Annotated in this window: 24 protein-coding genes and 1 tRNA gene; 13 read left to right on the top strand and 12 right to left on the bottom strand. The window is 63.5% G+C overall.

What is annotated here, in order from left to right:
- The first annotated feature begins 47 nt into the window (after positions 1 to 47).
- The 4 genes from PCE31106_RS18385 to lpxC all read left to right on the top strand — a co-directional run bounded on the left by PCE31106_RS18385 (position 48) and on the right by lpxC (position 4,889).
- On the top strand, positions 48 to 884 hold the full coding sequence (locus PCE31106_RS18385; protein ID WP_017234752.1) for a cell division protein FtsQ/DivIB: 837 nt from the start codon (positions 48 to 50) through the stop codon (positions 882 to 884).
- Between the two features lie 22 nt (positions 885 to 906).
- Positions 907 to 2,139, top strand: a complete 1,233-nt coding sequence (gene ftsA, locus PCE31106_RS18380; protein ID WP_017234751.1) for a cell division protein FtsA — start codon at positions 907 to 909, stop codon at positions 2,137 to 2,139.
- A 106-nt stretch (positions 2,140 to 2,245) separates the two neighbouring features.
- A complete protein-coding gene (gene ftsZ, locus PCE31106_RS18375) occupies positions 2,246 to 3,436 on the top strand; it encodes a cell division protein FtsZ (RefSeq protein ID WP_017234750.1) in 1,191 nt (396 codons plus the stop codon).
- Positions 3,437 to 3,974: 538 nt separating this feature from the next.
- Positions 3,975 to 4,889 (top strand): UDP-3-O-acyl-N-acetylglucosamine deacetylase, encoded by a 915-nt coding sequence (gene lpxC, locus PCE31106_RS18370; protein ID WP_017234749.1) that lies wholly within the window; start codon positions 3,975 to 3,977, stop codon positions 4,887 to 4,889.
- Between the two features lie 143 nt (positions 4,890 to 5,032).
- Here lpxC and PCE31106_RS18365 read toward each other — a convergent pair whose 3' ends face one another.
- Positions 5,033 to 5,500 (bottom strand): DciA family protein, encoded by a 468-nt coding sequence (locus PCE31106_RS18365; RefSeq protein ID WP_017234748.1) that lies wholly within the window; start codon positions 5,498 to 5,500, stop codon positions 5,033 to 5,035.
- Positions 5,501 to 5,805: 305 nt separating this feature from the next.
- Here PCE31106_RS18365 and secA point away from each other — a divergent pair, with 305 nt between their 5' ends.
- The 4 genes from secA (at position 5,806) to PCE31106_RS18345 (ending at position 11,657) form a co-directional block, all read left to right on the top strand.
- Entirely contained in the window at positions 5,806 to 8,601 is a 2,796-nt protein-coding gene (gene secA / locus PCE31106_RS18360) for a preprotein translocase subunit SecA (RefSeq protein WP_017234747.1), read from the top strand.
- Positions 8,602 to 8,764: 163 nt separating this feature from the next.
- On the top strand, positions 8,765 to 9,994 hold the full coding sequence (gene argJ, locus PCE31106_RS18355) for a bifunctional glutamate N-acetyltransferase/amino-acid acetyltransferase ArgJ (protein ID WP_150564275.1): 1,230 nt from the start codon (positions 8,765 to 8,767) through the stop codon (positions 9,992 to 9,994).
- Between the two features lie 206 nt (positions 9,995 to 10,200).
- A complete protein-coding gene (locus tag PCE31106_RS18350) occupies positions 10,201 to 11,082 on the top strand; it encodes an ATP-binding protein (protein WP_150564274.1) in 882 nt (293 codons plus the stop codon).
- A gap of 101 nt (positions 11,083 to 11,183) precedes the next feature.
- Positions 11,184 to 11,657 carry an NUDIX domain-containing protein gene (locus PCE31106_RS18345; RefSeq protein ID WP_150564273.1) on the top strand — a complete coding sequence of 158 codons (474 nt, stop codon included), beginning with the start codon at positions 11,184 to 11,186 and terminating at the stop codon, positions 11,655 to 11,657.
- Between the two features lie 131 nt (positions 11,658 to 11,788).
- Here PCE31106_RS18345 and yacG read toward each other — a convergent pair whose 3' ends face one another.
- The 9 genes from yacG to PCE31106_RS18300 form a co-directional block, all read right to left on the bottom strand.
- Positions 11,789 to 11,983 (bottom strand): DNA gyrase inhibitor YacG, encoded by a 195-nt coding sequence (gene yacG / locus PCE31106_RS18340; protein ID WP_017234743.1) that lies wholly within the window; start codon positions 11,981 to 11,983, stop codon positions 11,789 to 11,791.
- Between the two features lie 4 nt (positions 11,984 to 11,987).
- Positions 11,988 to 12,743, bottom strand: a complete 756-nt coding sequence (gene zapD / locus PCE31106_RS18335) for a cell division protein ZapD (RefSeq protein ID WP_150564272.1) — start codon at positions 12,741 to 12,743, stop codon at positions 11,988 to 11,990.
- 140 nt (positions 12,744 to 12,883) lie between these two features.
- Positions 12,884 to 13,498, bottom strand: a complete 615-nt coding sequence (coaE, locus tag PCE31106_RS18330; protein ID WP_150564271.1) for a dephospho-CoA kinase — start codon at positions 13,496 to 13,498, stop codon at positions 12,884 to 12,886.
- Entirely contained in the window at positions 13,495 to 14,337 is an 843-nt protein-coding gene (locus tag PCE31106_RS18325) for a prepilin peptidase (RefSeq protein WP_150564270.1), read from the bottom strand. Before PCE31106_RS18325 ends, coaE begins: the two co-directional genes overlap by 4 nt.
- Positions 14,334 to 15,554 (bottom strand): type II secretion system F family protein, encoded by a 1,221-nt coding sequence (locus PCE31106_RS18320; protein ID WP_150564269.1) that lies wholly within the window; start codon positions 15,552 to 15,554, stop codon positions 14,334 to 14,336. The genes PCE31106_RS18325 and PCE31106_RS18320 overlap by 4 nt, the downstream gene beginning before the upstream one ends.
- 117 nt (positions 15,555 to 15,671) lie before the next feature.
- Complete coding sequence (locus tag PCE31106_RS18315) at positions 15,672 to 16,868, bottom strand: GspE/PulE family protein (protein ID WP_150564268.1); 1,197 nt, start codon at positions 16,866 to 16,868, stop codon at positions 15,672 to 15,674.
- A gap of 113 nt (positions 16,869 to 16,981) precedes the next feature.
- The gene (locus PCE31106_RS18310) at positions 16,982 to 18,274 is read right to left on the bottom strand and encodes an HlyC/CorC family transporter (protein ID WP_026132106.1); all 1,293 of its coding nucleotides are present in this window, start codon (positions 18,272 to 18,274) and stop codon (positions 16,982 to 16,984) included.
- 239 nt (positions 18,275 to 18,513) lie between these two features.
- Positions 18,514 to 18,590 (bottom strand) — tRNA-Pro (locus PCE31106_RS18305).
- Positions 18,591 to 18,613: 23 nt separating this feature from the next.
- Entirely contained in the window at positions 18,614 to 19,543 is a 930-nt protein-coding gene (locus PCE31106_RS18300) for a polyprenyl synthetase family protein (RefSeq protein ID WP_254441172.1), read from the bottom strand.
- 328 nt (positions 19,544 to 19,871) lie between these two features.
- Here PCE31106_RS18300 and rplU point away from each other — a divergent pair, with 328 nt between their 5' ends.
- The 4 genes from rplU (at position 19,872) to proB (ending at position 23,000) form a co-directional block, all read left to right on the top strand.
- Entirely contained in the window at positions 19,872 to 20,183 is a 312-nt protein-coding gene (gene rplU, locus PCE31106_RS18295) for a 50S ribosomal protein L21 (protein WP_010803930.1), read from the top strand.
- Positions 20,184 to 20,211: 28 nt separating this feature from the next.
- Positions 20,212 to 20,472 carry a 50S ribosomal protein L27 gene (gene rpmA, locus PCE31106_RS18290; RefSeq protein WP_017234735.1) on the top strand — a complete coding sequence of 87 codons (261 nt, stop codon included), beginning with the start codon at positions 20,212 to 20,214 and terminating at the stop codon, positions 20,470 to 20,472.
- Between the two features lie 151 nt (positions 20,473 to 20,623).
- Entirely contained in the window at positions 20,624 to 21,754 is a 1,131-nt protein-coding gene (cgtA, locus tag PCE31106_RS18285; RefSeq protein WP_017234734.1) for an Obg family GTPase CgtA, read from the top strand.
- Positions 21,755 to 21,866: 112 nt separating this feature from the next.
- Positions 21,867 to 23,000, top strand: a complete 1,134-nt coding sequence (proB, locus tag PCE31106_RS18280; RefSeq protein ID WP_150564265.1) for a glutamate 5-kinase — start codon at positions 21,867 to 21,869, stop codon at positions 22,998 to 23,000.
- 118 nt (positions 23,001 to 23,118) lie between these two features.
- Here proB and PCE31106_RS18275 read toward each other — a convergent pair whose 3' ends face one another.
- Both PCE31106_RS18275 and PCE31106_RS18270 read right to left on the bottom strand, forming a co-directional pair.
- Positions 23,119 to 23,697 (bottom strand): CNP1-like family protein, encoded by a 579-nt coding sequence (locus PCE31106_RS18275; protein ID WP_150564264.1) that lies wholly within the window; start codon positions 23,695 to 23,697, stop codon positions 23,119 to 23,121.
- Positions 23,698 to 23,839: 142 nt separating this feature from the next.
- Positions 23,840 to 24,490 carry an RNA pyrophosphohydrolase gene (locus tag PCE31106_RS18270; protein WP_017234731.1) on the bottom strand — a complete coding sequence of 217 codons (651 nt, stop codon included), beginning with the start codon at positions 24,488 to 24,490 and terminating at the stop codon, positions 23,840 to 23,842.
- 213 nt (positions 24,491 to 24,703) lie between these two features.
- Between PCE31106_RS18270 and PCE31106_RS18260 the strand changes: the two genes are divergently transcribed.
- Entirely contained in the window at positions 24,704 to 26,443 is a 1,740-nt protein-coding gene (locus tag PCE31106_RS18260) for a proline--tRNA ligase (RefSeq protein ID WP_150564263.1), read from the top strand.
- Positions 26,444 to 26,550: the final 107 nt, after the last annotated feature.

The following is a 26,550-nucleotide window of genomic DNA, read 5'->3' as shown; positions in this document are numbered from 1 at the left end:
AACCTTGAACGCGTTGAAGAACGCCCCGATACGGAAAGCAAATCGCCATGTGGCAAAACGTACGCCTGCTCAACGCCATCGCGAGTGCGCTCGTCGCACTCGTCGTGCTGGCGGCGCTCGCTGCGGGCGGCCATTGGCTGATTCAGCGGCCGATCTTCACGCTGACGGCGGTGCAGATCGATGGGGACGTGTCTCACATCAACGGTCCGACCTTGCGCGCGAATGCCGTCTCGCGCCTGAAGGGCAATTTTTTCACGATCGATCTGGACGCCACGCGAGCGGCGTTCGAGGCCGTGCCGTGGGTGCGCCATGCAAGCGTGCGACGTGTGTGGCCGAACCGGCTCTCGGTGACGATCGAGGAATACAAGCCGCTGGCCACGTGGAACGATGGCCGTCTGGTGAGTGTGGACGGCGAGCTGTTCGCGGCGAATCTGGCCGAAGCCGAGGACGACGGCAAGCTGCCCGAGTTCGCCGGCCCGCCGGGCAGCGAAAAGGATGTGACGGCGCGGTACTACGACTTCGTGAGGTGGTTCGCGCCGCTGAAAATGAAACCCGAAGCGGTCACGCTGTCGAATCGTTACGCATGGAGCGTACGGCTCTCCGGGGGAGTGCAACTGGCGTTGGGACGGGAGCGAACCGCCGAGTCCCTCGCCACACGCAGCAGGCGTTTCGTACAAGCGTATCCGCAGGTAGCGGCGCGCTGGGGAAATCAGATCGAGTATGCCGATCTGCGTTACCCGAACGGTTTTGCCGTGCGTGCCGCGGGCATGCGTTTCTTGAGCGAAGACCAGGCCAAGAAGCTTGCCGCGGCACCGGTGCAAAAGCGGGATTCGCAAAAGCCGGCCGTTGCACAACCTGCCGCGCGGCAGAAGCGAAGCCAGTGAGACTTCAGGACTTACACACGCTATGAGCAAAGATTACAAGGATCTGTTGGTCGCCCTCGATATCGGCACGTCGAAAGTCGTGGCGGTGGTGGCCGAACTGCGCCCTGAAGGCCGCTATGAAGTGATTGGCCTCGGCCAGAGCGAATCGCGCGGGCTGAAAAAAGGTGTCGTGGTGAACATTGAGGCCACGGTGCAGTCCATTCAGCGTGCACTCGAAGAAGCCGAGTTGATGGCCGACTGCAAGATCACCAACGTGTTCACGGGCATTGCCGGCAGCCACATTCGCAGCTTCAATTCGAGCGGCATGGTGGCGATCAAGGACAAGGAGGTGACGCAGGCCGACGTGGCGCGCGTCATCGAGACGGCCAAGGCGATCAACATCCCGACTGACCAGCAGGTGCTGCATATCCTCACGCAGGAATTCATCATCGACGGTCAGGAAGACGTGCGCGAGCCGATCGGCATGAGCGGCATCCGTCTTGAAGTGAAGGTGCATATCGTGACCGGCGCCGTCTCGGCGGCGCAGAACATCGTGAAGTGCGTGCGCCGGTGCGGCCTCGAAGTGAACGACCTGATTCTGCAACCGCTCGCGTCGAGCATTTCGGTGCTCACAGAAGACGAGAAGGAACTGGGCGTGGTGCTGATCGACATCGGCGGCGGCACGACCGATATCGCGATCTTCAGCGAAGGCGCGATTCGTCACACGGCCGTGATTCCGATTGCGGGCGATCAGATCACGAGCGACATCGCGATGGCGGTGCGCACGCCGACGCCGGATGCGGAGGACATCAAGATTCAGCACGGCATCGCCAAGCAGTCGCTGGCCGATCCGGACGAAATGATCGAAGTGCCGGGGCTGGGCGAGCGCGGTCCGCGCACCCTCTCGCGTCAGGCGCTGGCGGCGGTGATCGAGCCGCGCGTCGAAGAGCTGTTCTCGCTGGTGCAGCAGGTGGTGCGCGAGTCGGGGTACGAAGAACTGCTGTCCTCGGGCATCGTGCTCACCGGCGGCGCGGCGATGATGCCGGGCATGGTCGAGTTGGGCGAGGACATCTTCCTCAAGCCGGTGCGCATTGGCGTGCCGGAGTATGCGGGCGGCCTGGCCGACGTGGTGCGCAGCCCGCGCTACGCGACAGCGATGGGGCTGCTGCTCGAAGGACGTTCCCAACGCATGCGCGGGCGCAAGGTCGCGGTGCAGTCGGGGCAAGCGAATCAGGTCTGGTCGCGCATGCGCGACTGGTTCTTCAGCAATTTTTAATGGTGTTTTTTGAGGGGTGTGGATTCGGTGTTGAAAACACGCGTGGCTTACCCGAGCTGCCCGTGACCCGCAATACCGGATCTGCTTTTATATCACTGGAGGCGCTATGAACTTTGAAATGTTGGAAACGGAAACCAACGGCACCATCATCAAGGTGGTGGGTGTTGGTGGCGCTGGCGGCAATGCCGTCCAGCACATGATCAACCGGGGTGTGCAGGGCGTGGACTTCATCGCCATGAACACCGACGCTCAGGCACTCGGCCGCTCGCAGGCCAGCGTGAGCATCCAGCTCGGCAAAACCGGTCTGGGCGCAGGCGCCAAGCCGGAGATGGGACGTGCGGCGGCTGAGGAAGCCCGTGAGCGCGTGGCCGACGCCCTGCGTGGGGCGCACATGGTGTTCATCACCGCCGGTATGGGCGGTGGCACGGGCACGGGCGCGGCACCGGTGGTGGCGCAGATTGCCAAGGAAATGGGCATTCTGACCGTCGGCGTGGTGTCGAAGCCGTTCGAGTTCGAAGGCGGCAAGCGCATGCGCGTGGCCGAGACGGGCGCGCAGGAGCTGGAAGACAACGTCGATTCGCTGATCGTCGTGCTCAACGACAAGCTGTTCGAAGTCATGGGCGACGACGCCGAGATGGACAAGTGCTTCCAGTGCGCCGACGACGTGCTGCATAACGCCGTGGCCGGCATCGCCGAAATCATCAACGTCGACGGTCTGGTGAACGTCGACTTTGAAGACGTGAAGACGGTGATGGGCGAACAAGGCAAGGCCATGATGGGGACGGCGACGGTGGCAGGTGTCGATCGTGCGCGTCTGGCGGCCGAGCAAGCCGTGGCGAGTCCGCTGCTCGAGGGTGTGGACTTGTCGGGTGCGCGTGGCGTGCTGGTCAATATCACGGCATCGCGTTCGCTGCGTCTGTCGGAAACGCGTGAAGTGATGAACACCATCAAGAGCTACGCTGCCGAAGACGCGACCGTGATTTTCGGTACCGTCTACGACGACAAGATGGGCGATGCGCTGCGCGTGACTGTTGTGGCAACCGGCCTGGGCCGCGCTGTCGCGAAGAAGGCTGCCGCACCGATGACGTTGCTCAAGACCGGTACCGACAATATGCCGATCGCCACCGGCCACGTGCCGAATGTCGGTCAGGCGGGCGGTACGGACTACGGCGCGCTCGATACGCCGGCCGTGTGGCGCAGCACGCGCGAGACCGCGGCGTCGCACGTTGCCGCATTGCAGGAAAAGGGTGTCGACACGTACGACATTCCGGCTTTCCTGCGCAAGCAAGCCGACTGACAGGGTCGCGCGCGGACCAGGTGCCAGTGCCTGGTGCCGCCGCACCTTGGGAATCGCGAGGCCTATGCAGGTCGTCGTGAGGATTCGTCGTCGCTCCAACGACCATGCCGTGTGGCGTGGGGATGGCGCGCCGCAGTACGAGTCCGCATGACGATACGGCGAGGTTGTGAAGACGCGAGATGCCGTATCGCTGCGACAATCAGCGTCGCAAGCGGTGTCTACGCTTCACAGGTCACGAACGTTACGGGTAAGCGTTCGGATCCCTGACCTGGTCTCGCGGATCTGTCCCCCGACCGCTGCGGCATGCCTCCGTCGCGGCGGCCGGGGTGCCCCGACGATGGGCGACGCCCGGGCTTTGGCCTGATGTCGATTTTTGAAACGGCCTATTTCGTGTCGCGATAGGGGTGTGGACGAGTCGATGCGGCAGAATTCGGAATGTTTAGTAACGAAGCGTTGCGTTTGTGGCACAGCGATGAAGGCTTCCATCTGGTATAATTGCATCTATGGTCACTAGCGTCTGATAGTTTAAATAAATAGCATGCTCAAGCAGCGCACTCTCAAATCCATCGCCAAGACAGTCGGCATCGGCTTGCACTCCGGTCGCAAGGTCGAGTTGTCGCTGCGTCCGGCGCCGCCCAACACGGGCATCGTCTTCTGCCGTACCGATCTGAATCCTCCTGTCGAGATTCCGGCGTCGGCGATGGCGATTGGCGACACGCGTCTTGCGTCGGTGCTGCAGAAAGAGGGCGCGCGGGTCTCCACTGTGGAGCACCTGATGTCGGCATGCGCGGGGCTGGGCATCGACAATCTGTATGTCGATGTGACGGCCGAAGAAATTCCAATCATGGACGGCAGCGCAGCAACGTTCGTCTTCCTGATTCAGTCGGCGGGCATCGAAGAGCAGGCGGCCGCCAAGAAATTCATTCGTGTGACGAAGCCGATCGAGATTCGCGAAGGCGACAAGTTCGCCCGTCTCGAGCCGTACGAAGGCTTCAAGCTCAAGTTCACCATCGATTTTCGTCACCCGGCGGTCGATCGCACCGGTCAGGCGCTGGAGATCGACTTTGCCGATACGTCCTACGCGAAGGAGATTGCGCGCGCCCGTACGTTCGGCTTTGCGCATGAGGTCGAGATGCTGCGCGAACTGGGCCTGGCGCGCGGCGGCAGCATGGACAACGCCATCGTGCTCGACGAGTACCGCATCCTGAACAACGACGGACTGCGTTACGACGACGAGTTCGTGAAGCACAAGATGCTCGACGCCATCGGCGACCTGTACGTGATTGGCCATCCGCTGCTGGCGTCCTACACGGCGTACAAGTCGGGGCACGGTCTGAACAACCAGCTCTTGCGCGAGCTACTCGCACAAGAGGCCTACGAGATTGTCACGTTCGAGCACGCCGAAGACGCACCGCGCGGCTTCCAGTTCGAGCCGCAGACCCAGTTCGCGTAAATCGCGCAGGCCATAGGAAGCGCCGGCGGGTGGGGCGCGGATGTAACAAAACGAAAGCGCCGACTCTGCGGCGCTTTTTTATTTGACGCGCGTGCCAAATCGGCGTTGCGCTTGAATGCGTCGCGCCATGGCGACCGACGGATTCAAGGCTTGCGCGGACCGCCGTAGGAATGGCGGGCCACCAGGCGAGCCAGGGCATCGCGAAGCGGGGATGGCTCCAGCGCGTCGCGCAGATCGCGCAGGCTGACGAGGCCCTGCCGGGACAGGCGCGCCTCCTTGGGCGGCTTCTGGGGTTCGGGCGCCGTGATGCTCACACGGATCCGGATCGTGCGAATCAGCCAACCGCGTGTCGCCAGCCCCTCGATCAGCGACGGCGTTTGCTGGCGCAGCCGAGCCGCCAGTGCATTATTGGCGACGAGGAAGACCAGGGCGCCCTCGCGCGGCGGTGCTAGCCGGACGCTGCCGCTGAGCGCGGCGGGCAACAACGCGTGTACGTCTCGCTCAAGTCGACCCAGTTGTTCGGCGGCGGCCAGCAAAGAGCCGGCGCCGTCGGAGGCGCACAGCAGATCGGTGAGCGGGCGGGCAACGCGGGGAGCTTTGGGTCGTTTCATATGATGAGACAGAGGTTGCCGCGTATTTTACCCCGCCATCGGGCGTCACCTCGGTCCGAACGCCGAAAACGCCGGACGGCCCGCGTCCGAGGCCAGCGGGACGCGCCATGACAGCATGCTAGAATCCTTTTTTTAGTATAGGTATCGAACCGGCGAGAGGCCTGAGTGCCAAACACCGGTGACCCGCAGCGCGCAGGCGCGTTGGGCGATTCGGCACGCGTGGGGCAAAACCCCTGAAGCGTTGCGAAGTTTGCCGACCGACTGCACGATTGCGAACGACATTTGCCGCCCTAACCAGTGATCCGATGATTCCCGGTCTTCTTAAAAAAGTATTTGGCAGCCGTAACCAGCGGCTTATCAAGCAGTACCAGAAAACCGTCTCGGCGATCAACGCCCTCGAGCCGCAGATCGCCCAGCTGAGCGATGAGCAACTGCGCGGCAAGACCGAGGAATTCAAGCAACGTATCGCCCAGGGGGCGAGCGTGGATTCGTTGCTGGTCGAAGCCTTTGCGGTGTGCCGCGAAGCCGGCAAGCGCGTCCTCAAGATGCGCCACTTCGACGTTCAGCTGATTGGCGGCATGGTGCTGCACTTCGGCAAGATCGCCGAAATGCGCACGGGCGAAGGCAAGACGCTCGTCGCGACATTGCCCGCCTATCTGAACGCGCTCTCGGGCAAGGGCGTGCACGTCGTGACCGTCAACGATTACCTGGCCCAGCGCGACGCCGAGTGGATGGCACGTCTGTACAACTTCCTCGGCCTGTCGGTGGGTATCAACCTGTCGCAGATGCCGCATGACGAGAAGCAGACAGCGTACGCGGCCGACATCACGTACGGCACGAACAATGAGTTCGGCTTCGACTACCTGCGCGACAACATGGTCTACGAGACCGAGCAGCGGGTGCAGCGCACGCTGAACTACGCCATCGTCGACGAAGTGGACTCGATCCTGATCGACGAGGCACGTACGCCACTCATCATCTCCGGCCAGGCCGAAGATCACACCGAGCTGTATGTGAAGATGGATCGCTTGCCGGCGATGCTCGAGCGTCAGATCGGTGAAGAGAAGTCGGACGGCACGGGCGTCGAGGTGCCGGGCGATTACACGCTCGACGAGAAGGCGCGTCAGGTGTTCCTGACCGAGCGCGGCCACGAGAAGGCTGAGCAACTGCTCGCCGAGTGGGGCATGATCGCCGAGGGCGACAGTCTCTATGCGCCGCAGAACATTACCCTCATGCACCATGTGTACGCCGCCCTGCGCGCGCACACGCTGTTCCACAAGGACCAGCATTACGTGGTGCAGAACGACGAGATCGTCATCGTCGACGAGTTCACCGGCCGTCTGATGGCCGGTCGCCGCTGGTCCGAAGGTCTGCACCAGGCGGTGGAAGCGAAGGAGCGCGTCTCGATCCAGCATGAGAACCAGACGCTGGCCTCGATCACGTTCCAGAACTACTTCCGCATGTACGCCAAGCTCTCGGGCATGACCGGGACGGCGGATACCGAAGCGTTCGAATTCAACGAGATCTATCGCCTCGAGACGGTGGTGATCCCGACCAACCGCCCGCCCAAGCGGATCGACCGTCAGGATCAGATCTACAAGACGGCCAAGGAAAAGTACGACGCGGTCATCAAGGACATCCGCGATTGCGTGGAGCGTGGTCAGCCGGTGCTGGTGGGCACGACGTCGATCGAGACGTCGGAGTACCTCTCGCAACTGCTCACGAGCGCGAAGCTGCCGCACCAGGTGCTCAACGCCAAGCAACACGCGCGCGAAGCCGAGATCGTCGCGCAGGCGGGGCGTCCGGGCGTCATCACCATCGCCACCAACATGGCCGGTCGTGGTACCGACATCGTGCTGGGCGGCAACGTCGAGAAGCAATCGGGTTTCATCGAAATGGATGCGAGCCTGTCCGACGCGGACAAGCAAGCCCGCATCCAGCAATTGCAGGACGAATGGCAGGGTCTGCATGAGCAGGTGAAGACGGCAGGCGGTTTGCACATCATTGGTACCGAACGCCACGAATCTCGCCGTATCGACAACCAGTTGCGCGGCCGTTCGGGCCGTCAGGGCGATCCGGGCTCGTCGCGTTTCTACCTGTCGCTGGAAGATCCGCTGCTGCGCATCTTCGCCGGCGACCGCGTTCGTTCGATCATGGATCGGCTGAAGATGCCGGAAGGCGAAGCCATCGAGGCGGGCATTGTCACGCGTTCGATCGAGTCGGCACAGCGCAAGGTCGAAGCGCGCAACTTCGACGTGCGCAAGCAGCTGCTGGAATACGACGACGTGTCCAACGATCAGCGCAAGGTGATCTACCAGCAGCGCAATGAACTGCTCGAAGCGCAAGACGTCTCGGACACCATCGCCGGCATGCGTCAAAGCGTGTTCCAGGATCTGGTGCGCACCTGCGTGCCGGCCGGTACGGTCGAAGAACAGTGGGACCTCAAGGGGTTGGAGACGGTGCTGCGCGAAGAGTGGCAGCTCGATTTGCCGCTGCAGTCGCGTATCGAAGGCTCGGAAGAAATCGACGACGAGGACATCCTCAAGGAAGTGATGGACGCCGCCGAAGCGTCGTATCAGGCCAAGGTTGAACTGGTGGGACGCGAGTCGTTCTCGGGGTTCGAGCGCTCGGTCATGCTTCAGAGCGTGGATTCCAACTGGCGCGAGCATCTGGCCGCGTTGGATCACCTGCGTCAAGGCATCCATCTGCGCGGTTACGCGCAGAAGAATCCGAAGCAGGAATACAAGCGCGAAGCGTTCGAATTGTTCGCCCAGTTGCTTGAGACCATCAAGCTCGAAGTCACTCGCGTCATCATGAACGTGCGTATCCAGTCGCAGGAGGAGCTCGAGCAGGCGACGGAAGCGCTCGACGACAGCGCGGGCGGTTTGATCAACGTCGAGTTCAAGCACGACGAACTCGAGACGGTGGGCGGCGACGGCGAGATCGACGAAGACGCGGGGCGTCCGGTGGTTTCGGCGCTGGCCCAGGCGGCGAGCGCGGCGATGGCCGGCGGCGACTTGTTGCCGAAGGTTGGCCGCAATGATGCCTGCCCGTGCGGCAGTGGCAAGAAATTCAAGCACTGCCACGGCAAACTGTCTTAAGATGTGAACCGATCGACGCGGCGCCGACTCAGGATCGGCGCCGCGTCGTTTGTAGCGCCGGTTTTTCGACCGGCCGCACCGATCAACCGCCGCCCCGGCGGAGTGTCGTGCCGACATCGCCAGGGCGGGAGCTGTAACGCTCATCTCTCGCGGGCGAACCCACATGGCCGTCAATTTCCCCTCGATCGAAGCCTCCCAACTGCGCGCCGTGCCCGGCGTCGAACTGGGCTGGGCCGAAGCCAATATCCGCAAGCCGAACCGTAAGGACGTGCTGGTCATGCGACTGGCCCCCGGTAGCACGGTGTCAGGCGTTTTCACGACGAACCGCTTCTGCGCGGCGCCGGTGACGGTCTGCAAGGCCCATCTGGCCGCGCAGGCGGGCATTCGCGCGCTTGTCGTCAACACGGGCAACGCCAACGCAGGCACCGGCGAACCAGGCATGGTCGCCACGCGGGCAACGTGCGACGCGCTCGCCAAACTGTTGTCGGTCAATCCGAACCAGATTTTGCCGTTCTCGACCGGCGTGATCCTCGAACCGCTCCCGGTTGACCGTTTGGTCGCCGGTCTGCCGCAAGCCATTGCCAATCTGGCGTCTGCGCACTGGTACGAGGCAGCGCAATCGATCATGACGACCGATACGCTGCCGAAAGCCGCCTCGCGTGAGATCGTGATCGAAGGCAAGACCCTCGTCCTCACCGGTATCAGCAAGGGGGCGGGCATGATCAAGCCGAACATGGCAACCATGCTCGGCTTTGTGGGCACCAACGCGCGCGTGGCGCAGCCGGTGCTCGACGCGCTCGTCAAGTACGTGGCGGATCGTTCGTTCAACGCCATCACCATCGACGGCGATACGTCGACCAACGATTCGTTTATCGTCGCGGCCACGGGTCAGACCGATCTGCCGGAAATCGCCAGCACGGACACGCCTGCCTTTGCCGCGTTCCGCGACGCCTTGCTGTCGATCTCGCAGGAATTGGCGCAATTGATCGTGCGCGACGGCGAAGGCGCGACCAAATTCATCACCGTGACGGTCGAGGGCGGCCGCGATGTGGCGGAGTGCCGTCAGATCGCCTATGCCATCGGGCATTCGCCGCTGGTGAAGACGGCGTTTTACGCGTCCGATCCGAATCTGGGCCGCATTCTGGCCGCCATCGGATATGCGGGGGTGAACGACCTCGACGTCAGCAAGGTCGACCTCTATCTCGACGACGTGCTGGTCGCCCGCGCGGGCGGCCGCAATGCCGACTATCGCGAGGAAGAGGGACAGCGCGTGATGAAGCAAAGCGAAATCACGGTCCGCGTGGTGCTCGGGCGCGGCGCCGCCGCCGCCACGTTGTGGACGTGCGACCTCTCGCACGACTACGTGAGCATCAACGCGGATTACCGTTCCTAAGCCCTGACGCGAGCGCCGCGCGCCTCCCACCGGGGGCGCCGCGTGTCGATGCCCGATCGGCGTCGGCCCTGCGTCAGCGGCACTGGCCGGCAGTATCGGCCCATCGCCGGCAGGTGACAAAAGCACCGCGGCGGGCAGCGAAAGGAAACGACAACACGACGAAGCATCGACACAAGCGCCCGTGAGCGGCGCGGGGATTTCGAAGCATGGACAAGTTGGAGCAGTTCCTCACGCGCGCGGAAGGCGTGCTGGCCCGGCTGGAGGTGATGTTGCCGCCGGCCACTCCCGAGATCGACTGGAGCGCCGCGGTGGCCTTTCGCTGGCGCAAGAAACAGGGGCGCGGATTTCTGCAGCCCGTGGCGCATGTGTCGACGATCACGCTGGGCGATCTGCAGAATATCGAGCGCCAGAAAGGGCTGATCGAACAGAATACGCGTCAGTTTGTGCATGGCGAGCCGGCCAACAACGTGTTGCTCACCGGTGCGCGCGGCACGGGCAAGTCGTCACTGATCAAGGCTTGCCTGAATCAGTACGCCTCGGAAGGCCTGCGTCTGATCGAAGTCGACAAGGATGACCTGGTCGATCTGGGGGATATTGTCGATCTGATTTCGCAGCGTCCCGAGCGCTTCGTTGTGTTCTGCGACGACCTGTCGTTTGAAGATGGTGAGTCGGGCTACAAGGCGCTGAAGGTTGCGCTCGACGGCTCGGTGGCCGCGCAGTCGGACAATGTGCTGATCTACGCGACGTCGAATCGCCGTCATCTGTTGCCCGAGTACATGAAGGACAACGAAAGCTATCGCCACACCGATGACGGGGAGATTCATCCGGGTGAAGTGATCGAAGAGAAGATCTCGTTGTCCGAGCGATTCGGGCTGTGGGTGAGCTTTTACCCGTTCAAGCAGGACGACTACCTGACGATCGTCGGCCACTGGTTGCAGCATTTTGGCGTGCCGGCGGATCAAACGGAATCGGCGCGTCATGAAGCCCTGATCTGGGCGCTCGAGCGCGGTTCGCGTTCGGGGCGCGTGGCTTTCCAGTTCGCTCGCGACTGGGCGGGCAAGCTTCGGAGCGGGTCACACGCCTCGTAACGTGCGGTCGAGCGGGGCGCCGTGGCCCATCGGCCATGACATGCGCCGTTCGATCGGGAAATCCGCAGGCAGCGCAGATGGCGCAAGGATGGCGAAGGACTATGACAGTGTCGAAACGATATGCGCCCGATGGGCGTCCCATCACGGAAGTGGCCGTCGGCGTGATGGTGCGCGCGGATGGCTCGGTGCTCCTCGGTCAGCGTCCGGCGGGCAAGCCGTACGCGGGTTATTGGGAGTTTCCGGGGGGTAAGCTGGAGGCAGGCGAGTCGGTCGCCGCGGCGCTCGCGCGTGAACTGCACGAGGAACTGGGGGTGACGGTGGAGCGTTGCGCGCCGTGGCGCGTCCTCGAACACGATTACCCCCATGCCTATGTGCGTCTGCATTTCTGCAAAGTCACCGCGTGGCAGGGTGAGCCGCACGGCAAGGAAGGGCAGGCACTGGCATGGCAGCGCCCGCCGGTGAGCGTGGAGCCGTTGCTGCCGGCGGCGCTGCCGCCGCTGAGCTGGCTCTCGGAGGAGCTCGCCGCGAAGTCGTCGGGGGCGGCCGTAGTGGCCAGTCGCGACGCTGCCGAGTGATCGATTGACCGGTTGACCGGTGACGCCGCGGTTCCGAGCGCGCTCCCAGACGCACAAAAGGCACCCGCGAGGGTGCCTTTTGCGTTGGGTGGGATGAGGGTCGTCCGTGCGCGCTGTGCGGCATCAGCGCATTAGCGCTGCGTCGGGTCGAGCGGGGCGTCTTGCGAGGGATCGTCGGGCGAGTCGGCGGGGATCGTGTACTTCTCTGCCGCCCAAGCGCCGATGTCGATCTGCTTGCAACGCTCCGAGCAGAATGGGCGGAATTTCGCCTCGGGTCCCCAAACCACTTTCTTGCCGCAGGTCGGGCAGTTGACGACGGTCGTCATGGATTTAGAGATTGCAGAGCGTGAGCAGGAACGGCACGTCGCTGTCGACCGGACGCGGTTTGAGATCGCCGTCCTGTGTGGTGAAGCGCACCCACAGCATGTACTTGTTGGCGCTGGCTTCGGGAATGACCCGCAACTCGGGCGCCACTCTCACCTGCATCAGTTGATAGACACGGCCGGTCAGCATCTGCTGGTAGCTGCCTTGCTGCGCCATCGCCTTGCTGGCGTGACCGGACTCCCGGGCGAGCCCCAGCACGATGCCAAGGGCGTCGCGTATCGGAAACAGCGGGCCAATCCATTTATCGATGTCCTGACGGCGCTGCTCGGCATGGTTGTGACGCCAGGCGTAATACGACGGAAGGTCGAAGCGGCACGTGCCGCCGGGGATCACCGAGCGGCTGCGAATGCTGGCTAGCCATTCGTTGTCGTTCAGATGCTGGCCGGGCTTGCCGGGAATCTGGTTGAGGTTCGCGATCGCCAACTCGACTTCGCCGATGAACTGTTCGAGCGCGTCGGAGGCGATATCGGGATTGCCGCGATAGGTGGTCAGCGTCTGACGTTGCCGGTCGAGTTCCTTGACCAGTTCGTTCTTCAGGTCGGTGCGTCCGGCGATGTCGGCAATCTCGAACATCGTGATCAGCGCCGCGTGATGATCGAGCGGCTGATCCTGCCCGACGAAAAAGGCAAAGCGCCCGAACAGCTCTTCCAGCCGAAGCAGCGTGCGAATGCGTTCGTTGAGCGGATATTCGTACAGGATCAAGCGCGTTGGCCCAGAAGTTGGCGCTTTTCAGCGTAATGGCGACATTCTAATGCCGGAATCTGTCGAGGCGCAACGCGCGTGGGCGCTCGGTCGAAGGCAGGGCGTGCGAGCGGCGCTGTTCAAGTGAGCGCCGCCGTCGATCAACGGCCTTCGGCCTGCGCCGCAAACTTCAGATACGCCGCATGCAAACGGTCGACCTGTGGGGCGAGTGGGGCATGCTGGGCATCGTTGTCGATGACGTCGTCGGCGGCGGCGAGCCGCTGCGCCCGACTTGCCTGACGCGCCATGATCGCCTGCACTTGGTCGCGCGTGAAGCCATTACGGGACATGACGCGCGCGATCTGCGTCTGCTCGGTGCAATCGACGACGAGCACGCGCTGCACGCGCTCTCGCCACTTCCCGGATTCCACCAGCAGGGGCACGACGAAAATCAGATAGGGCCCTTGGGCGTCGCTGGCGGCACGCTCGCACTCCGTGCGAATCAACGGGTGGGTAATGGCCTCCAAACGCGCTCTGGCCGCATCGTCCGTGAAGACGGCGTCACGCATGCGTGCGCGGTCGAGCGAGCCGTCCGGGGCGACAAAGGCGTCGCCGAACTCGCGTCGGATCGCAGGCATGGCCGCGCCGCCCGGAGCGGTGATGCTGTGCGCGATGGCGTCGGTGTCGATGATGGCGATGCCGTGCGTGGCGAACAGGTTGGCGACCGTCGTCTTGCCGCTGCCGATGCCGCCGGTCAGGCCGATGGCGTAAGTCATGGCGTTCCTCCAATCCAGATCAACAGGCCATTGCCGCCAAACAGCGTGGCGATGCCTGCGGCGGCGAGAAAGGCGCCGAAAGGAAACATTTGATCGCTGCGCAGCCGTCCGGTGAGCCAGGCGGTGCCGGCGATCACGATGGCGAGCGCACAGGCGAGCAGCAGAATCTGTAGCAGGGCGGTCCAGCCGAACCACGCACCCAGCGCCGCGTAGAGCTTGAAGTCGCCGAAGCCCATGCCCTCACGCCGACGCAGCCACCAGTACACCCAATACAACGCCCACAGGCTCAGGTAGCCGGTCGCGGCCCCGACGACCGCCGCCGGGAGCGCGGCGAACCAGTGCCCGAGGTTGCACAGCAGGCCTGCCCACAACAGCGGCAGCGTGAGGATGTCGGGCAGGAGTTGCGTATCGTGGTCGATGTACGCGAGCGCAATGAGTGTCCAGACGAGTCCGAGTGCGCCGAGGCTCTGCCAGGTCGGGCCGAAGCGCCACGCCACGGCGACGCTCAACGCGCCGCTGAGGAGTGAGAGTTGCCAGCGGCGAGGCGCGGCGGCGTCTGCCAACGGGGCGGGAGGTGCTGCGAGTGGGGCGGTGAGCGCCATCGAGGCGGACGGCGGGGCAGCTTGATGAAAGGGAGCGCGCAGGGCCGATGCGTTCGTGGCATCGACTGCCTGCATCTCTTCCAGCCACGCCCGTTCGATCGCCGCGGGCACGCGCCGCACGACGGCATCGAGACCGAGCCCGGCGACGACGCCCAAGGCGGCGAACAGCGCAAGGCGCCAGTGAGGTGCCAGTTCCGCCAGCCAATCGACCCGTAGCAGCTCTGCGTAACCGTTCATGCGACACCGTATCCGAGTTGGAACATCGGCAGGTACATGGCGAGGACCATGCCGCCGATCAGCAGGCCAAGAAGCGTAATCATTATCGGTTCGAGCGCCGCATAGGCACTGACCAGCGCGTGCGAAGCGTCTTCGTCGAGCAGGCCGGCGGCCTGGTTGAGCATGCGCCCGAGTGTACCCGATTCCTCCCCGATCACGGTCAGTTGCGCGATGATCAGGGGCCAGTGCGCATCGGCCTCGAGCGAGGTCGCCAGACGCACACCTCGGGCAACTTCCCGGTGCACGTCATGCGCCGCGCGCTGCATGACGAGGTTGCCGCATGCGCTCGCAGCGGCGTCCATCGCGTCGGGAAGCGCGACGCCCGCGTCGAGCAACGTCCCAAGGGTTCTGGCCCACCGGGCAGCGCTCAGCATGCACAGGATGCGTCCTGCACCCGGCAGTTGCAAGAGCAGGCGATCCCGGAGACGCCGCGTTCGGGGACTGCGGCGCAATGCCGCCGCGACGACCAGCCCGGCGGTGCCCAGGCCGACCAGCAGCCACGGCCCGTTTGTCAGCGACGCTCGCGAGAGGTCAATGAGCCATCGCGTGAGCGGCGGCAGGGGCATGCCGCCACCGGCGGCGCTGGCGAACAGGCGCTCGAACTCCGGGATCACCCACTGCAGCAGCGCCATCACGACGGCCAATGCGACGACCAGCACCGTCAGCGGATAGGCAAGCGCGCGCTGGAGCTTCTCTCGCACCGTTCGTGTGTGATCGTAGTGCGCACTCAGACGCGCCAGCGTTGGGCCGAGCTGACCGCTCAGTTCGGCGGCGGCAATCAACTGACAGTCGACGCCGCTGAAGCGGTGGCTGGCCTGCGCCATCGCGTGTGCCAACGGATGACCGCGCCCGACGTCCAGTCCGATATCGGACGCGAGCCGCTTGAGCCCTCGCGTATGGGCGCCACGCGCGAGTACGTCGAGGGCTGACGTGAGCGGCACCCCTGCACCGAGCAACGTGGCGAGGCGTCGAACCAGATCGGTGGCATCGGCCGTTCCGACGCGTCCGGAGGGCATATGCCGGCGACCCGGCCGCAAATGCGTGATCGTCATGGGCTGGCCGCGCAGCAGCAAACGCGCGGCGGCTTCACCGTGGGCGAGCACCTCGCCGCGCCGGCGTTGCCCCTGGGCATCGCGACCTTGCCAGTGCCAGCGGCGGGGCTGCGTTATACGCGACATGGTTCACCCCTGCGCGTTGTGACGCGCGGCGATAGGCGGCTCGACCCTACTGCGGCCTGGCACGCGGCATGTGCCGATGGCATCGACGTGTTAGTCCGCGCGCGCGGTAGATGAGCATCAGGCGGGCGTCGTCGCATCGACATCCTCCTCGCTTACGGTGCCTGTCGCGCAATGCCAGAGACCGGCTTCGCGCAGGGTCATGACACCTTCGCGCTGCGCTTGCGCCGCGAGTGCGTGCGGGCTTCGGGCCTGTGCAATGTTGCTCGCCTGCGTCGCGCTGATCGGCATGACCTGGAACGCACCAATGCGCCCGGCGAAGCCGGTGCCGTGACAGCGCATGCACGGCGGGCCGGCCCGGGCGATGTCCTCTGGCGCACGACCGGGTTCGCAACCCGCCGGGCACCGACGCCTGAGCAAGCGCTGTGCGCTGATGAGCAGCAGCGTCGACGACAGATTGAACGGTGCGACCCCGAGATCGAACAGTCGGGCGAGTGTGCTCGTCGCGTCGTTCGCGTGGACGGTTGCGAATACGAGGTGTCCCGTCTGTGCCGCCTGCACTGCGATCTCGGCGGTTTGGGTATCGCGAATCTCGCCGACGACGAGCACGTCGGGATCCTGTCGAAGAAACGCGCGCAAGGCGGTCGCGAAGTCGAGCCCGGCGCGCTCGTTGAGATTGACCTGCGTGACCCCTGGCAAGCGGATTTCGACCGGGTCTTCGATGGTGACGATATTGCGCGAGGTGTCGTTGAGACGCTTGAGGCAACTGTAAAGTGAGACGGTCTTGCCGCTGCCGGTTGGGCCGGTCAGCAGAATCATGCCGTGTGGTCGAGCAATGGCGCGCGTGAGCGCGAGGTACTGCTTTGGTGTGTAGCCGAGTCCTTCCAGCGAGAGCGGAACCTTCGCGCCATCGAGCAGGCGCACGACAAGCTTCTCGCCGTGCAGCGTGGGCAATGCGCTGACGCGGCACTCCACGGGTTCGCCCGCTTCGCGCCACACCATGCGCCCGTCCTGCGGCAGACGCTTCTGGGCGATATCCAGATTGGCCAGCACCTTCAGGCGTGAGACGAGCATGTCGCGCCACGGCAGCGGCACATCGCAGTGCTCGTAAAGTTGGCCGTCGATCCGCAGTCGAATGCGAAAGCGTTGTGCCATCGGTTCGAAGTGGACATCGGACGCGCCAGCCCGAACCGCCTCGCCCAGCATCTGTTCGAGAAACTGCAAGGGGGTGCTGGCGTCGAGCGGTGCGCGCGACGTGGCGGCGAGCGGCTCGGTGGCTGTCGCCGTGGCGGAGAATTCAGAAGAATGAAATGACATGACAGGGTCTGACGAGTGCTGCGTGAAACGTCAGTCTCGTCAAAACCCTGGAGCGGCTCAATCGGAATTGCCCGAAAAATGGGCGGGTGTCACGTGCAGTGAACGACGGCGACTCAATCCTGCGACGGCGTTCGTGTGCCCGGCTTGAACAGGCGCACCATTTTGATCGCCTGATTGTCGATTTGCACGATTTCCATGCGAACGCCGCTGATCTCGAGGCTGACGGTGGCCTCGGGAATCTCGCGCAGCACTTCGAGGATCAAACCATTGAGCGTCTTCGGACCGTCGGTCGGCAAATGCAGGTTCAGCCGGCGATTCAGGTCGCGCAGCCCTACGCCGCCGCTGACCAGGCAATCGTCATCCGAGGTCCAGCCTGACCGGCTCCCCCCCGTACCCGGCATGCTCGTCGTGAACTCGCCGATGAGTTCCTCGATGATGTCCTCGGTGGTGAGCAGTCCTTCGACTTCGCCGTATTCGTTGACGACCAGCCCGATGCGCCGATGGTTCTCCTGGAAATACTGCAGTTGCCGCAACGCGGGCGTGTCGCTCGGGATGAAATACGGCTCGACGAGCAACGCGCGCAACGTGTCGGCCGAGAGATCGTCCGGGTGTTGCAGGGCGGCCAGCGTGCGGCGCACCGGCAGAATGCCGATGACGCGATCGATGTCGCCGTCGTAGACCGGCAGCTTGTTGTGATAGCAGGTCGCGAGCTGCGAGAGCAGCGTGTCGAGCGGTGCCGAGATGTCGAGTGCCTCGATGCGCGCGCGCGGCACCATCACGTCGTCGACCGCGATGTTTTCGAGATCGAGCAGATTGAGCAGCACACTGCGCGGCTTGGTCGGCATGTAGTTGCTGGCCTCGAGCACGATGGTGCGCAGTTCTTCCGTCGTGAGACGAACTTCGCCGGCTGCGCGACGTGTGTCGATGCGCAGCACGCGCAGCATGCCGCGCACGAAGCCGTTGAGCACCCACACGAGCGGCGCGGCCAGCGTCACGATCGGCTTGAGCAATCGGCTCGTCGGCAGAGCAATGCGTTCGGGATACGTCGCACCGACGATCTTCGGCCCGATCTCGGCAAAGATGATGATGAGCAGCGCGATGAGTGCCGTTGCGACCGAGAGCGTGATTGCGTCGTTGCCAAAGTAGCGCACCGCGATCGACGTGGTGAGCACGGGGACGACGGTATTGATGACGTTATTGCCGACGAGAATCGTCGAGAGCAGGTCTTCGGTGCGAGCGAGCAGGCCTTGCGTTGTCCTGGCACCGTGCGCGTTCATCCGGACGAGGTGTTTCAGGCGATGGCGGTTGAGCGCCATCATGCTCGTTTCGGAAATGGAAAAGAATCCCGAGCAGATGATCAGGAGGGCGACGGCGCAAATCTGCGCCCACAAGGGTAGGGCTTCCAAGCGTTTGGGTGCGCAAATGGCACGGGCGGGTGGCAATGAGTTGCCACTATAGCAGAGGGGATGCGGCGGTCGGCCGCGTTGGGCACCGGGTGCGCTGTACAAGCCTGATGCGTTGGACGCCAAGCGATTCGATGCCTGGACGCATCGCGATGATGCGTCGATGACGCGTGCAACAGGCATAAAAAAACCGCCGGACACGTCCGGCGGTTTTTTGCTTTGCTCGCAAGCAAAGGTAATTCTGGTCGGGGTGAGAGGATTCGAACCTCCGGCCTCTACGTCCCGAACGTAGCGCTCTACCAGGCTAAGCTACACCCCGCTTTCGATACTGCTACTTCGCCGTTAAGTGCGTCGCGCTATCGAGTAAGAACACAATTCTAGCAGGCTATTTTTGTATTGGGAAGAGGGTAGCGCTGAAATTGTTTGTGCCGCAGCGTCGGCTTCTTCCTTGGCACGTGCCAGCGTGTAATCGAGCGCGCCCGTGCGCGTGATCGCGGCGAGGATCGGTGCGAACTTGTCGGTGCCGCCATTCTCGATGGCTTCACGCACGAGTGCGCGCTCGTCGTCGGTGCCATGTTGCAGCACGTGAATGAGCGGCAGCGTCGGCTTGCCCTCGCGCAGATCGTCGCCGGCGTTCTTGCCCATCGCGTCGGTGTCGCCTGCGTAGTCGAGCCAATCGTCCATCAACTGGAATGCGGTGCCGAGACGTCCGCCGTATTCGCGCACGGCTGCTTCGGTTTGCGCGTCGGCGTTGGCGAGCACGGCAGCGAGTTGCGTTGCCGCTTCGAATAGCGTGGCCGTCTTGTACTGGATGACCTGCAGATAGCGCGCTTCGTCGACGTCCGGGTCGTGCATGTTCAGCAACTGCAACACTTCGCCTTCGGCAATCACGTTGGTGGCGCGCGCGAGAATTTGCATCACGCGCATGTTGTCCACGCTCACCATCATTTCGAAGGAGCGTGAATACAGGAAGTCGCCCACCAATACCGAAGCCGCGTTGCCGAACAGCGCATTCGCCGTTTGCTTGCCGCGACGCAGGTCGGATTCGTCGACGACGTCGTCGTGAAGCAGTGTCGAGGTATGAATGAACTCGATGACCGCCGCCAACTCGAAGCGATGCGGTGAGCTCACGCCAAGCGCACCGGACACGAGCAGCAGCAACGCCGGGCGCAGCCGTTTGCCGCCCGAATTGATGATGTATTCCGAGATCTGATTGATCAGGACCACCTCGGAGGCCAGCCGGTGGCGGATAAGCTGGTCGACGGCACGCATGTCGTCGGCGATGGCGGCCAGTACGTTCTGGGAAGAAGTCGAAGCAGTCAAGACAAGGCTCGGGTGAGGAAAATTTCGCCCCAAATTATATAGTGGGCGCGGCGACTTTCGGGGACCAGCCCCGCGGTTTGACAGGTTTCACGGAAGTCTTTGACGCAAAAGGAGAAAGTCTGTATAATTCCCGCTTTTCGTGCGCGCATTCGTTGCGACAAGTCCGAGAATACCTAGGTATGACGGTCTGCGGCGGTGCGATGGGCTGGTAAGTCGAGTCCTTTCGGGACCCTCGGCCTGCGCGGAAAATTCTCTTGTTTATGAGTGAGGTTCAACAATGTACGCGGTCATAAAAACCGGCGGCAAGCAATATAAGGTTGCTGCTGGCGAAAAACTTAAAGTAGAACAGATACCGGCTGACATTGGCGCTGAAATCACCATCGACCAGGTTCTCGCCGTAGGCGAGGGCGAATCGATTAAGTTCGGTGCGCCGTTGGTCAGTGGGGCTTCCGTCAAGGCTACCGTTATCGCCCAGGGTCGTCACCCCAAGGTGAAGATTTTCAAGATGCGCCGTCGCAAGCACTACCAAAAGCGTCAAGGCCATCGCCAAAACTACACCGAGCTGCGTATCGACAGCATCAACGGCTAATCGATCGAGCTAGGTAAGGAGTTAAGTCATGGCACACAAAAAAGCAGGCGGATCGTCCCGTAACGGCCGCGATTCAGAGTCGAAGCGCCTCGGCGTGAAGGTGTACGGCGGTCAGGCGATCCTGGCTGGCGGCATCATCGTTCGCCAACGTGGTACTCGTATGCATGCCGGCGAAAATGTCGGTATTGGTAAGGACCACACGCTGTTTGCACTGGCCGACGGCCATGTGCAATTCGCCATCAAGGGCGCAGCGAAGAAGCAAGTGGTTAGCGTGGTGCCGGCAGCGTAAGCTAAGCCTTTTGCCACCAAAAGGCTCCGCTCCCATGCGGAGCCTTTTTTGTTTTTCCCGCCGGAGCGCGGCGAGCATTTTGCGCGTCGGTCGGGCCATTACACAGTGTTAGGATCGTCTGCGGACGGTCGATTGAGCGGAACGGACCCCCATGAAATTCATTGACGCAGCGCGTATCGAGGTGATCGCCGGGAACGGCGGCAACGGCTCGGCATCGATGCGCCGCGAGAAATTCGTGCCGTTCGGCGGACCCGACGGCGGCGACGGCGGTCGCGGCGGCAGCGTGTTTGCCGTGGCGGATCGCAATATCAACACCCTGATCGATTACCGCTACGCGCGGAAACACCTCGCAAAGCACGGGGAATCCGGTCGAGGCGCAGATTGCTATGGCAAGGGGGGCGAGGATGTCTACCTGCGCATGCCGGTCGGCACCATCATCAGCGACATGGACACCGGCGAGACCATTGCCGACCTGACCGAACACGGTCAGGAAGTCGTGCTCGCCCAAGGGGGCGCGGGCGGTCTGGGCAACCTCCATTTCAAGTCGAGCACGAACCGCGCGCCCCGTCAGAAGACGGACGGCAAGCCGGGCGAGCGTCGCATGCTCCAGCTCGAGCTGAAGGTGCTCGCAGACGTCGGTCTGCTCGGCATGCCCAACGCGGGCAAGTCGACGTTCATCGCTTCGGTGTCGAACGCGCGCCCGAAGATCGCCGATTATCCGTTCACGACGCTGCACCCCAATCTGGGGGTCGTGCGCACCGCGCCGGGCAAGAGCTTCGTGATTGCGGATATTCCCGGCCTGATCGAAGGCGCCGCCGATGGGGCCGGCCTCGGTCACCAGTTCCTGCGTCACTTGCAACGCACGGGCCTGTTGCTACACATCGTGGACATTGCGCCGTTCGACGAGGGTGTCGATCCGGTGGCGGATGCCAAGGCCATCATCCTTGAGCTCCAGAAGTACGACGAGGAACTGTTCCAGAAGCCGCGTTGGCTGGTGCTCAACAAGGTCGACATGGTGCCGGAAGCGGAACGCGCCGAGCGCGTTGCCGACTTCCAGAAGCGTTTCGCCTGGGACGGCCCGACGTTCGAGATTTCCGCCTTGACCGGCGAAGGTTGCGAGAAGCTGTGTCTGGCCGTGCAAGAGTATTTGTATCAACAACGCGGTGCCGTGGAAGAAGCGATGGAAGACGCTGCGCAGGATCCGCGTTTTCGCGCGGGCAGTGCCGCCCCGGCGGCCGACGTCGCCCCGCAGACGCCCCCGGACGACGCGCCAAAGGCGTAAACTCCGTCTCACTCAAACGCTGGCGATGGCGCTGCCTGTCATCGCGCCAATGCCAGCGATCCGGCTGCGATAGCGCCGACTTCCCAATACAATCGCAGGAGAATCCAGTTCCATGCGTTCGGTCATCGCCGATGCCAAGCGGCTCGTGGTGAAAGTGGGATCCAGTCTCGTGACCAACGACGGTCGCGGGCTGGACGATGTCGCGATTGCGCGATGGGCACAACAGATCGCCGCGCTGCGGCATGGTGGCGATGGTCGTCCGCCAAAGCAGGTGGTGCTCGTCAGCTCGGGTGCCATTGCCGAGGGCATGCAGCGCCTCGGCTGGGCGCGCCGTCCGACCGCCATCGACGAATTACAGGCGGCGGCGGCCGTGGGACAAATGGGCCTCGCGCAGGTCTATGAGACGCGCTTCGCCGAGCACGGCGTGCGCACCGCGCAGATTCTGCTCACGCACGCCGATCTGGCCGACCGCGAACGCTATCTGAACGCGCGAACGACCTTGCTCACATTGCTCCGTCTGGGTGTGGTGCCGATCATCAACGAGAACGACACGGTCGTGACCGACGAAATCAAGTTCGGCGATAACGACACGTTGGGCGCACTCGTGACGAATCTGATCGACGGCGACGCACTGGTCATCCTGACCGATCAGTCGGGCCTGTACACGGCCGATCCGCGCAAGGACCCCAAGGCCGAGTTCGTCCACGAGGCCGATGCGGGTGACGAGCGTCTCGAAGCGATGGCCGGTGGCGCGGGCACCAATATCGGACGCGGCGGCATGCTGACGAAAATCCTGGCGGCCAAACGCGCAGCGACCAGCGGCGCGCATACCGTGATCGCGTCGGGGCGCGAGGACGACGTGCTTGTGCGTCTGGCGAGCGGCGAGGCCATCGGCACGCAGTTGGTCGCGCGCACGGCCGTGCTCACCGCCCGCAAGCAATGGATGGCCGATCATTTGCAGGTGCGCGGTCGCGTGGTGATCGATGCGGGCGCGTGCAAGAAGCTGACGCAAGAGGGCAAGAGCCTGCTGCCGATCGGTGTGATCGATGTCGAAGGCACGTTTGCTCGCGGCGAAGTGATTGCCTGCGTGGACGAGGGCGGCCTTGAAGTCGCGCGCGGGCTGTCGAATTACAGCGCCTCGGAGGCGCGTCTGATTCGGCGTCACCCGAGCAGCGACATCGAGCAGGTGCTGGGCTTTGCGAACGAGCCCGAGCTGATCCATCGCGACAATCTGATCTTGCGCTGAGCCGCACGGCGGGGCGATGGCCTCGCGCCTGACAGACAAAACGCCGGCACGCATTTGAACTGCGTGGCCGGCGTTTTTCATCTCGACGGTCAATCGTTATCGACCGTGCGTCGGCGGCTTAACGATAGTTCTGGTTTTGATCGAACTTCGGGTAGCGCAGGTTCTGCACGATTTCCTTGGCGTCACCCAATGGGGCCTTGTCCCGGCAGAGATAGTCGCGGAACAGGATGCCCTGATAGGCGGTTGCACCATACGGACGAATCGGACGCCATTCGCTGTTGCGCGCCGCAACCCATGTGCCATCCGGTCGGCCCGTTGCGTACAGACGCGACTCGAACGACGAGCAATGAATGCCTTCGAACGAGACGTTGCGCGCCCCTTGCTTGCTGCGGATCACGGCAACGTAGCGGACTACACCGTCGTCCGTCACCTGCACCGACTTCGTGTCGATGGCGTAGTCGAGGGTGGCGCTCGGCAGGGTGGGGAAGCTCACGAGATCGGCGTCTTGCGGGGCTTTCGCCGGCAGGGTGAATTCAGCTTCCTTCCACTTGCCCTTGGAGGCTTCCTGCTGGGCGATGTATTCGTCGTAGTCCTGGACGGGCTGCATCATGCCGCTACAGGCGGTCATCAGCGCCAGTGCGGCCAAAGGGGCCAGGGCGGTCAGGCGCGGGGCGCGGCGAGCGAGGGAAAGACGCATGGAATGGGATCGAGAAGTCGGTTGGGCGGCGGATCAACGATAGCGGACGATCCGCGCGGCATCCCGGAGGATGCCAGGTCAAAAGGAAGGCGCGGGCATGATGCCCGCGACCGATGATGGGACACGCCGGCGGCGGCCCGGTTCAGTGCTCCCGAGGCGGTGTGCCGACACTGGCGGCACCTGCCATTTCGCTGGCCTCGTCGACACAACTGCCGCCGTCGCAGGTGTCGTCATCCGCAATGCTCGCGCCCGGCGGCAATTCGCCGACACGGGCCCCGGCGCGCGGAAAGCGTCGCCGATCCTGCTGCGCGCGCGCCGCCGAGCGTCGCAGATAGCGCGAGAGCTCGTTCAGCGCGAGTTGGTAGACCTCGCGCTTGAACTCGATCACGGCGTCGAGCGGCACCCAATATTCGTTCCAGCGCCAAGCATCGAACTCCGGATGCTCGGTCGCGCGCAGGCAGATATCGCAGTCGCGACCGACCATGCGCAGCAGGAACCAGATTTGCTTCTGGCCCCGGTAATGTCCGCGCACTTCGCGCTTGATGAATTTGTCCGGCACCTCATAACGCAGCCAGTCGCGCGTGCGACCGATGATTTTGACGTGTTCTGGCTTTAGCCCGGTTTCTTCGTGCAATTCTCGGAACATGGCTTGTTCGGGCGTTTCGCCGTACTTGATGCCGCCTTGCGGGAACTGCCAGGAGTGCTCGCCCAGCCGCTTGCCCCAGAACACTTCATTGCGTGCGTTTAAGAGGATGATGCCGACGTTCGGGCGAAAGCCTTCACGGTCAAGCATACAACCACCCTTGAATCCTTTAAAATTGCTTCGATTATAAACAGATAATCACCGGCGCGGCGGCCGGCGGCGGCTCGGGTGACCGGGGCGGCGCGTACGGCCGGCGGGTGTCTTGGGCGCCGTCGCGACGTCGGGGCGTGCCCCGGCCCCGTTCCCGGCAACACCCCGAACCGCTGTGCGCGCCGTTGACCCTCATTTTTCCCGGAAATCTGCATGAAAGCCTCTCGTTTCTTCATCGGCACCCTCAAGGAAGCGCCCGCCGACGCCGAGATCGTCAGCCACAAGCTGATGATGCGCGCCGGCATGATTCGCCGCGTGGCCGGCGGTATCTATGATTACCTGCCGATCGGCCTGCGCTCGATCCGCAAGGTTGAAGCCATCGTCCGCGAAGAAATGAACCGTGCCGGCGCGCTTGAACTGCTTATGCCCGCCGTCCAGCCCGCCGAACTGTGGCAGGAGTCGGGGCGCTGGAAGCAGTACGGTCCGGAATTGCTGCGACTGAAGGATCGCCACGACCGCGATTTCGTCGTCGGTCCGACCCACGAGGAAGTGGTGACGGACATCGCGCGCCGCGAGATCAAGAGCTATCGCCAACTGCCGGTGAACTTCTATCAGGTACAGGCGAAGTTCCGCGACGAGATTCGTCCGCGTTTCGGCGTGATGCGCGGGCGCGAGTTCATCATGAAGGACGCCTACTCCTTCGATAAGGACCGTGCCGGCCTGCAGGTTTCCTATCAGAAGATGTTCGACGCCTATGTGCGCATCTTCACGCGTCTGGGGCTGGCGTTTCGCGCCGTGGTGGCCGACAACGGCTCGATTGGCGGGTCCGGCTCGCACGAATTCCACGTGATCGCCGATACCGGTGAAGACGCCATTGCCTACTGCCCGGCGTCCGACTATGCGGCCAACGTCGAAATGGCCGAGGCGCTTGCCCCGCAGGGCGAGCGCGCCGCGCCCGCCGAGGCGCTGGCCAAGACGGCCACACCGGGCAAGGCCAAGTGCGAAGCCGTCGCGGAACTGCTCTCGATCCCGCTGGCGCGCACGGTCAAGTCGATTGTGCTTGCCACCGACAGCGAAGAGGCCGGCACGACGGTCTGGCTGCTGTTGCTGCGCGGCGATCACGAACTGAACGAGATCAAGGCGAGCAAGGTGCCGGGACTGGCGGGCTTCCGCTTCGCGAGCGAGGCCGAGATCGTCGATCGGTTCGGCACACCGCCGGGCTACCTGGGCCCCATCGGTACGAAGCAGCCGGTCAAGCTCGTGGTCGATCGCACGGTCGCAAAGATGAGCGACTTCGTGGTTGGCGCGAACGAGGTCGACTTCCATATCACCGGTGTGAACTGGGGGCGCGATCTGCCCGAGCCGGAAGTCGTGGCCGATCTGCGCAACGTCGTGCCTGGCGACATGTCGCCGGATGGCAAGGGCGAGATTGCCCTGTGCCGTGGCATCGAAGTGGGGCACGTGTTCCAGTTGGGGACCAAGTATTCGGATGCCATGAATGCCACCTTCCTCGACGAGACCGGCAAGCCTGCGCCGATGGAAATGGGCTGCTATGGCATTGGCATCACGCGAATTCTTGGCGCGGCCATCGAACAGAACTTCGACGATCGCGGCATCATCTGGCCGGAATCGATTGCGCCGTTCGAAGTCGTGCTGTGCCCGATGGGCTATGACCGCAGCGACGCCGTGCGTGCGACGGCCGATAAGCTCTATGACGACCTGGTGGCTGCGGGCGTCGACGTGATTCTCGACGACCGTGGTGAGCGTCCCGGCGTGATGTTCGCGGATTGGGAGCTGATCGGCGTGCCGCATCGCGTGGTGATCGGTGACCGGGGGCTGAAGGAAGGCAAGCTCGAGTATCAGGGCCGCCGCGACGCACAAGCGCAGTTGCTCGACGTCGCCGCCGTGGCGGATGTCGTCGTCGATAAGGTGCGCGCCGCCAAGGCGATCTGATCAGGTGTCATGCCGGTGGGCGAGGGCTCGCCGGCGCACCCAAACGACAAAGGGGCCTCGCAGGCCCCTTTGTCGCTTTGTCGCATGGTGGATACGGAACGTTGTCC

Source organism: Pandoraea cepalis (assembly GCF_902459665.1).
GTDB classification, from domain to species: Bacteria; Pseudomonadota; Gammaproteobacteria; order Burkholderiales; family Burkholderiaceae; genus Pandoraea; species Pandoraea cepalis.
The sequence above is the reverse complement of the archived record's forward strand: the minus strand, read 5'-3'. Positions and strand labels throughout refer to the sequence as shown.

Coding starts and splice junctions, on each gene's coding strand:
- PCE31106_RS18385 (WP_017234752.1), top strand. CDS start 48: ATGTGGCAAAACGTACGCCTGCTCAACGCCATCGCGAGTGCGCTCGTC.
- ftsA (WP_017234751.1), top strand. CDS start 907: ATGAGCAAAGATTACAAGGATCTGTTGGTCGCCCTCGATATCGGCACG.
- ftsZ (WP_017234750.1), top strand. CDS start 2,246: ATGAACTTTGAAATGTTGGAAACGGAAACCAACGGCACCATCATCAAG.
- lpxC (WP_017234749.1), top strand. CDS start 3,975: ATGCTCAAGCAGCGCACTCTCAAATCCATCGCCAAGACAGTCGGCATC.
- PCE31106_RS18365 (WP_017234748.1), bottom strand. CDS start 5,500: ATGAAACGACCCAAAGCTCCCCGCGTTGCCCGCCCGCTCACCGATCTG.
- secA (WP_017234747.1), top strand. CDS start 5,806: ATGATTCCCGGTCTTCTTAAAAAAGTATTTGGCAGCCGTAACCAGCGG.
- argJ (WP_150564275.1), top strand. CDS start 8,765: ATGGCCGTCAATTTCCCCTCGATCGAAGCCTCCCAACTGCGCGCCGTG.
- PCE31106_RS18350 (WP_150564274.1), top strand. CDS start 10,201: ATGGACAAGTTGGAGCAGTTCCTCACGCGCGCGGAAGGCGTGCTGGCC.
- PCE31106_RS18345 (WP_150564273.1), top strand. CDS start 11,184: ATGACAGTGTCGAAACGATATGCGCCCGATGGGCGTCCCATCACGGAA.
- yacG (WP_017234743.1), bottom strand. CDS start 11,983: ATGACGACCGTCGTCAACTGCCCGACCTGCGGCAAGAAAGTGGTTTGG.
- coaE (WP_150564271.1), bottom strand. CDS start 13,498: ATGACTTACGCCATCGGCCTGACCGGCGGCATCGGCAGCGGCAAGACG.
- PCE31106_RS18325 (WP_150564270.1), bottom strand. CDS start 14,337: ATGAACGGTTACGCAGAGCTGCTACGGGTCGATTGGCTGGCGGAACTG.
- PCE31106_RS18320 (WP_150564269.1), bottom strand. CDS start 15,554: ATGTCGCGTATAACGCAGCCCCGCCGCTGGCACTGGCAAGGTCGCGAT.
- PCE31106_RS18315 (WP_150564268.1), bottom strand. CDS start 16,868: ATGTCATTTCATTCTTCTGAATTCTCCGCCACGGCGACAGCCACCGAG.
- PCE31106_RS18300 (WP_254441172.1), bottom strand. CDS start 19,543: ATGCGTGCCGTCGACCAGCTTATCCGCCACCGGCTGGCCTCCGAGGTG.
- rplU (WP_010803930.1), top strand. CDS start 19,872: ATGTACGCGGTCATAAAAACCGGCGGCAAGCAATATAAGGTTGCTGCT.
- rpmA (WP_017234735.1), top strand. CDS start 20,212: ATGGCACACAAAAAAGCAGGCGGATCGTCCCGTAACGGCCGCGATTCA.
- cgtA (WP_017234734.1), top strand. CDS start 20,624: ATGAAATTCATTGACGCAGCGCGTATCGAGGTGATCGCCGGGAACGGC.
- proB (WP_150564265.1), top strand. CDS start 21,867: ATGCGTTCGGTCATCGCCGATGCCAAGCGGCTCGTGGTGAAAGTGGGA.
- PCE31106_RS18275 (WP_150564264.1), bottom strand. CDS start 23,697: ATGCGTCTTTCCCTCGCTCGCCGCGCCCCGCGCCTGACCGCCCTGGCC.
- PCE31106_RS18270 (WP_017234731.1), bottom strand. CDS start 24,490: ATGCTTGACCGTGAAGGCTTTCGCCCGAACGTCGGCATCATCCTCTTA.
- PCE31106_RS18260 (WP_150564263.1), top strand. CDS start 24,704: ATGAAAGCCTCTCGTTTCTTCATCGGCACCCTCAAGGAAGCGCCCGCC.